The organism is Planktothricoides sp. SR001, assembly GCF_001276715.1.
Classification (GTDB): Bacteria; Cyanobacteriota; Cyanobacteriia; order Cyanobacteriales; family Laspinemataceae; genus Planktothricoides; species Planktothricoides raciborskii.
The window spans coordinates 54,760-60,938 of record NZ_LIUQ01000042.1 but is presented as its reverse complement, the minus strand read 5'-3'; the positions used below and the strand labels follow the sequence as shown (position 1 = coordinate 60,938).

The window sequence follows — 6,179 nt, the reverse complement described above, 5'->3', positions numbered from 1 at the left end:
CGAATCTCCAGAAAGCGATCGCAGCCTATGATGAAGCGGCTAATATTCTCCGTGAGTTGAAACTGGAGAAAGACCTTTCCAGCACTTTGACTAATCTGGGGAATGCCTACCTGACCCAAGCCCAATTGGGAGAACAGCCATCGGCGAATCTCCAGAAAGCGATCAACTGCTACCGAGAAGCCCTGAAATTCTTCCGCCCCCAACTTCTGCCAGTGGAATGCTTAAAGACTGCCCGGGCTTTAGGCAACCTGGGTTTCCAGCAAGGTGACTGGCAAATGGCATTGGAAGGCTACCAGACAGCAATGGCAGCCGTTGACTATAGTCGCACACAGCGGGTTAGCAATGCGGAACGGGAAGAAGTGGTGGCGAAGTCCATCTATATCTATGAAAACGCCATCCAAGCCGCCATCAACCTCAACGATATCCCCACCGCCTTGGAAATTGTGGAACGAGTCCGCGCTAAACGCCTAGTTGACCTGCTGGCAACCGCTGACCTGTATCAAAATGGCGATATCCCCGAACCAGTACGCCAATATCTGCAAAAATTAAACGACCTGGACGACAAAATTGCCCAAAAACGGGGCGAACTGGGCAATGATTCACGGGAAACCAAGCCCGACGGCAGTAAAACTCGTCAACTTCGCGCTGCTACCGCCGTTTCTGAGGACATTGCCCAACTAGAACAGCAAAAAGCAGTCATTCTCGACCAACTCAGCAACCTGGATGAAGTGGTAGCCAAACTGCGCCAAGTCCAACCGCCTAAACTAGCGGACTTTATCCCCTTGTTGCAAGATAGCCCTGGTGCAGCTATCCTCAGCTTCTATACTACTGATGACGATACCCATATTTTCATCCTGCGTCACGGGGAAACGGTTCCCACTTGCTTCACCTGCCAAGGACAGGGCTATAAAACTCTGCAACTCTGGCTGCGGGAAACTTGGGCTACTCCCTATATCAGCAATAAAACCCAATGGGTAGCCCAAATGTCCGCTACTTTGGCGGAACTGTCCCGACGTTTGGAGATTGACCGTTTAATTGCGGAGCAACTGCAAGGCTTAGATGAGCTTATTCTCATCCCCCATTTGTTCCTGCATCAAATTCCCTTCGCCGCTTTGCCGGTTTCTCACCCCTCCGCCTCCGGCACCTCCCCTTACCAAGGGGAGGCTGGGTGGGGTGATGATTCCTCCCACACTCCCCCATCCTCCCCATCCTCCCCATTCTACTTCGGCGATAAATTCCTCCTCCGCTACGCTCCCAGCGTGCAAGTTCTGGGTTTTTGCCACAACCGCAGCGCCGTCACTGCCCAGGAATACGGTATTGTGGAAAATGCCACCAATGACCTGCCCTGTAGTGGCTTTGAAGGGGCGAAAGTGGCGGAATTCTTTGGGGTGGGGCAGGAAAAACGGCTCATTGGTACTGACGCCACCCGCCAAAAGTACCGCCAATTACTAGAAAATACCACCCACCTGGTCAGCACTCACCACGCCCAAAGCCGCTATGACAATCCCCAGGAGTCGGGACTGCTGCTGAGTGATGGCCGCATTACGGTGAGTCAACTGCTGTCTCCCGGTTGGCGGTTTAAAGACTTAGATGAGATTTTCCTCTCCTGCTGCGAAACCGGGTTATTTTTGCCCAATAGTGCCTTAGATGAACCCGTAGCGGTGAGTACCGGCTTTCTCTGTGCGGGAGCAAGGGGCGTCATTGCTAGTCACTGGGCAATTTATGATTTATCGGCGGCGTTGCTGTCTATTCTTTACCACAACCAGCGCAAAGCGGGGAAAAATCGCCCAGTTGCCCTGCAAGCAGCCCAACAGGAGATGCGGAAAATGACTGGGGCAGAGTTTAAGAGTAAGTATCAGAAGGCATTAGAGGCGCATTTCAAAGCAGAAAAAGCCCGACTTCAGGCTATTCCTGGTTATGACCGCAGCCTTTTAACTCGCGTTTTGGATAGCGAGAAAAATATTAAACGTTATGCGGCTGATAAAGGTTGTCCGTTTCAGGAACCGGTCCATTGGGGTTCTTTGGGGTGTTATGGGCTGAGGTAGAGTTTCACCACAAAGACACAAAGACCACAAAGGAATTTCTTCTTCGTGTCCTTTGTGCCTTTGTGGTTCAAAAAATTTCTCAAATCAGCGATAATTTTCTCAAAGTTAGCATTGAGGAGGTGCGAAGTGACCCAAGACTGTCCCCATGAGGAACTAAAGGAGATTTTCCGGCAAGCGTTGCGGGCAGAGTCGGAAGAAGAGCGTTTGCGACTGCGACGGAAGGGGATCCGCATAATGTTGGCAGCGCCAGAAAGTTGTTTTTGGCCTTTGTCTGCGAAAAAGTCCAAAGCATCTCTTGACCAAGAACGATATATTAAAGCATGGGATATTGCTTGGGAGTATATTGAGCGTAAAATCTATGGCGATGTCCGAGGCAAAGGAACAGCCGAAGACAAAGCCTACGATCCAGATAAAGGAAATCGTAGTCCTATCGATATTTGGAATTTCAAGTGCGAAAAGGAATACAATAACCTTCCTAAAAATCCCAAACATATGACGCCTCCTAATCCGATCGACTCCAGAACAGGAGAACCTCTAAATGTCGATGATATAAGTGTCAATGATTTGGCAGATCCAACAAATGAAACACCACGTTTAGAACTTGTCCGTCAGGAATTTGAGACCGATCCGAGTGGAGAATTAAAAAGTTCTTTTGTCCGCAAAAAGCCACCACCGCCAATTACTGCCCAAGCCGTTTTGTTAGAAATTTACGATCGCACTTCCCGTGGTGAAGAATGGACACTTAAAATCCTGGCAGAACATTTTGGTATTAACACCAACACGATGAATAGCGCCTGGTCGCGGACTCTCTTGCCTTTGTTGCGAAAAATAGGCGATCGCTTGAGAGATGAGATGAAAAATGAGATTTAAGTACAGGGCAATAAGGACACGGCAATGCCGTGTCCCTACGAGAATATAACAAATGTTTAATTAGGAGAAAAAAGGATAATTATGAATATTCAACAATTTGGTCAATTAGTTCCCATTCCTTCAGTTCCGCGTCAGCTTTGTGAAGGGTTTGCCCGACAAATGCAGCCAGAACGCGCTGAAGCCGTCAAGCAAAGAGCGATCGCGGTTTGGGTGGTGTCCCGCTATCTTGATCGCTATAATTACCAATCCGATTATACCCAAAGTAGCGCCTGGAATTTAGCTTTACAAGCCCTAACCGAGTTAGCGGATTTAGAAATAAAAGAAGGCGAAATATCTTTAGGAATAGTTGAATGTATTCCGATAGCTGAGTCGGCGGAAACTTTGGAAATTCCCGAACAAGCAGTGATGAGCGATCGCATAGCTTATATTGCGGTAGAAATAAATCCCGAAAATACCTGGGGGGCGATCGTTGGGTTTACCCCAGCCTTAGAAATAGAATTTCCCGAATTAAGTATCGATCGCGATAACTTATTGCCAGCGGATCAACTCTTGGATTTATTAGATCATGCTAAAAATATAGCAGAAAAAGCAGAAAAAGATATCTGGGAACCGTTAAAAAATTATGATTGGCTAAAAAATCTTGGGGAAGAATGGTTTACGGAAAACCGCCAAGCAATTATCGCCCAATTAGAACGCGCTCTATTATTAGAAAATGAGGCAGTCTGGCAAATTGAATCTGCTGCCCAAGAAATTGAAGCATTGATAGGTCAATTTGCGGCAGTAGAATCAAGCAAAGAATTAGTGATGAGTCGAGAAGATGCAACAGATAGCAAGCGGCAGGAGTTGCGCCAGATTATTGGGGGATTATTCCGGTCTTTGCGAGATAACCAGAAGTAATATAAGTAGGTGAACATAATTAATTGCACTTTTCGTTCCCCGCCGATAGGCTGTGGATTCCCGCCTGCGCGGGAATGACAGTTTTTCTCCCGATCTGGTCTGTGGTGCATTTATTTCTGCCCACCTACTTAGTTGTTCTGAGTGCAGTTGAGACAACTATATTTGCGTAATTTGCATAAATTTTCCCCAATTGACCGTTAACGCTTTAGGAGAAACCTAGAGCGTTTTTTTATGCCTGACAACAGACGGTTGGCAAGTTTGCATAAAAATTGCTCCAAAGTAAGTTGATTATATAGCAGCAAAAATCAAATATCTATACCTATATAACCTATATAAGGGCAAGAGGACAAAAAATGGACCATATTGCTAATATTCTTCCCAATGTTATTCCCGCCATGACCGCCCCAAACGGCTCGTCTCCGTTACTTCCGGTGGTACTCCAGGCGATCGCCTCTTCTCAAGTACCTGCTAATACCTTACCCTACGCCGTCCACTGGCATATTCCCACTTGTAAATATGCCCAAGCAAAACCCTTTATCAAGAAATTAACTCTACCGGCTGGGGGGAACAATACGACTTTTTCTCATGGCAGTTGGTGGAATCCAGTGACTCAAACTTGGGTTACGGAACCAGTTCTGCTGGTTAAATCTTTTATGACTGGTGATGTGTTGCACCGACATCTTGACGCGATGCTGCGAGAGTCCTATCGCATGGGTCAAGCCCTGGGAGAACAGGCGATCGCGATGGATCTCTCGATCAACGATGCCATGTTAATCATTCCCACCGGCTAATTGATTTAAATCTCCTCTCAGGTGGGCAGGGGCGCGGCGGCTTGCGCCTCTTGTCTTTTTCAGCAAAATTGTAGGTTGGTTTGACCCCAGGAAACTCAACAAAATCACGAGGCAGAGCCTCTAGAATGGCATTCCCAGGCTCTGCCTGGGAACGAGAAATAACGAGAAATACGGGAACGAGAAATAATTTGCATAAAAAACTTCCCCACAATCGTTAATCCTTTAAGACCCAAGACATAAGCCTCATTTAAGCCTCCCTTTTGCAGGGTGGTTGGGGGTATCAACACCACGCAGTCATTAAAAGCAGTGATTATAAAAGGAAGCAAAACCGATGACTAACCCACTCACATTTTATCAAATTCCTGACCCGAAGGAAGAAGCCAAACAAGCTGCTGAAACCATCCGCGAACATCATCCCGAACTGCTAGAAATCCCCCCAAAACCAACGGGATGGAAATTGGCATTCCAAAAAATTATGGGAGGATGTAATTTTCTAAAAAACCTGGTATTTGCCAATCCTGATGAATTTTATGGCAAAAATTACGCGACCGATGAGTTAGTGGAACATTCTCGCCTGACTGCCCGCGTGGTGAGTATTGGTAGCCTCCTTAATGGGATCACAAATCAACCAATTTTATTCTTTGCTTTTAAAGATTTTGGCAACGGAGTCGCGATTATTTCTAGCGTAATTCTGAATGTGCTAATCGTTAAATTTACCAACGATAATGGCACCGCTGTAGCCGGACGAAAATACGGCAACCGTGCCTGGGCTCGTGCTGGGGCTGCTGGGATGATTTCTATGAGTATCCTCCAATCGATCGCCGCTGGGGTAGGCTGCGAAGCGATGAATAATCGCCCGGAACTTAGCCGATTAAAAGCTAGTTTGTTGATTGCCCAGCAAACAGAAAATCTGGAAAATATGTCGGTGACTAGCGAGGCTTTAGAAAGTGCCCGCGCCGAATATGCAGCGGCTTTACGGGAGTTTAAAGCTATGGATCGCAGTGCAGCTAACTGGGATACTTTTTATGTGCGCTTATTCGGTGCCTGGAGCGATCGCAGTCGGAGTTGGAGTCAAGTTTCCACGGAAAATTTATCCTTAGAACAGCGGGTTTTGCGCTTAGAACAGGAAGCCGGGAAAATCAAAGCCCAAGCCAAACAAGATTGGCAGAAAAAATTAGCTAAACGGCAAGAATTAGGGGATGATGTCTTATTTCTCCAAGACCAAATGCCTCAATTATTTACCCGCCATTTTGATGAAAATTACGAACTGCGATCGGGCACCGAAACCATCCGCCTTGCCGCCCTTAATCTTAACGATAAACTGATGCGATTAGATATTGCCGGACTAGGATTTCCCTTGTTTTTCCTGGTTCTTTCTGTTGTCACCAGCGGCGCCGCTTGTTGGATGACTCTTGCCCATGCTGAACGGGAAGATACAGCCATGTCCAGAGATGATGCGGTAGGAGAAGCATTGATTACTTATTTAGAGGATTTAATTCGGGCAGCCGAGGATTAGTTTTTTCAAGGGTGTGGGGCGGCGATCGGGGTGTGGGAAGCCGCCATCGGCCGCCATCGG

5 protein-coding genes are annotated in these 6,179 nt (G+C 47.1%); all 5 read left to right on the top strand.

Annotated elements, in window-relative coordinates; genetic code table 11:
- On the top strand, positions 1-2,045 hold a 2,045-nt coding region (locus tag AM228_RS21085), incomplete at its 5' end, for a CHAT domain-containing protein (RefSeq protein WP_054468923.1).
- 126 nt (positions 2,046-2,171) lie between these two features.
- Complete coding sequence (locus tag AM228_RS21080) at positions 2,172-2,915, top strand: hypothetical protein (RefSeq protein WP_054468922.1); 744 nt, start codon at positions 2,172-2,174, stop codon at positions 2,913-2,915.
- Between the two features lie 81 nt (positions 2,916-2,996).
- A complete protein-coding gene (locus AM228_RS21075) occupies positions 2,997-3,812 on the top strand; it encodes a DUF1822 family protein (protein WP_054468921.1) in 816 nt (271 codons plus the stop codon).
- A 353-nt stretch (positions 3,813-4,165) separates the two neighbouring features.
- Positions 4,166-4,603, top strand: a complete 438-nt coding sequence (locus tag AM228_RS21070; RefSeq protein WP_054468920.1) for a hypothetical protein — start codon at positions 4,166-4,168, stop codon at positions 4,601-4,603.
- A 331-nt stretch (positions 4,604-4,934) separates the two neighbouring features.
- Positions 4,935-6,119, top strand: a complete 1,185-nt coding sequence (locus tag AM228_RS21065; protein ID WP_054468919.1) for a hypothetical protein — start codon at positions 4,935-4,937, stop codon at positions 6,117-6,119.
- The last annotated feature ends 60 nt before the right edge of the window (positions 6,120-6,179 follow it).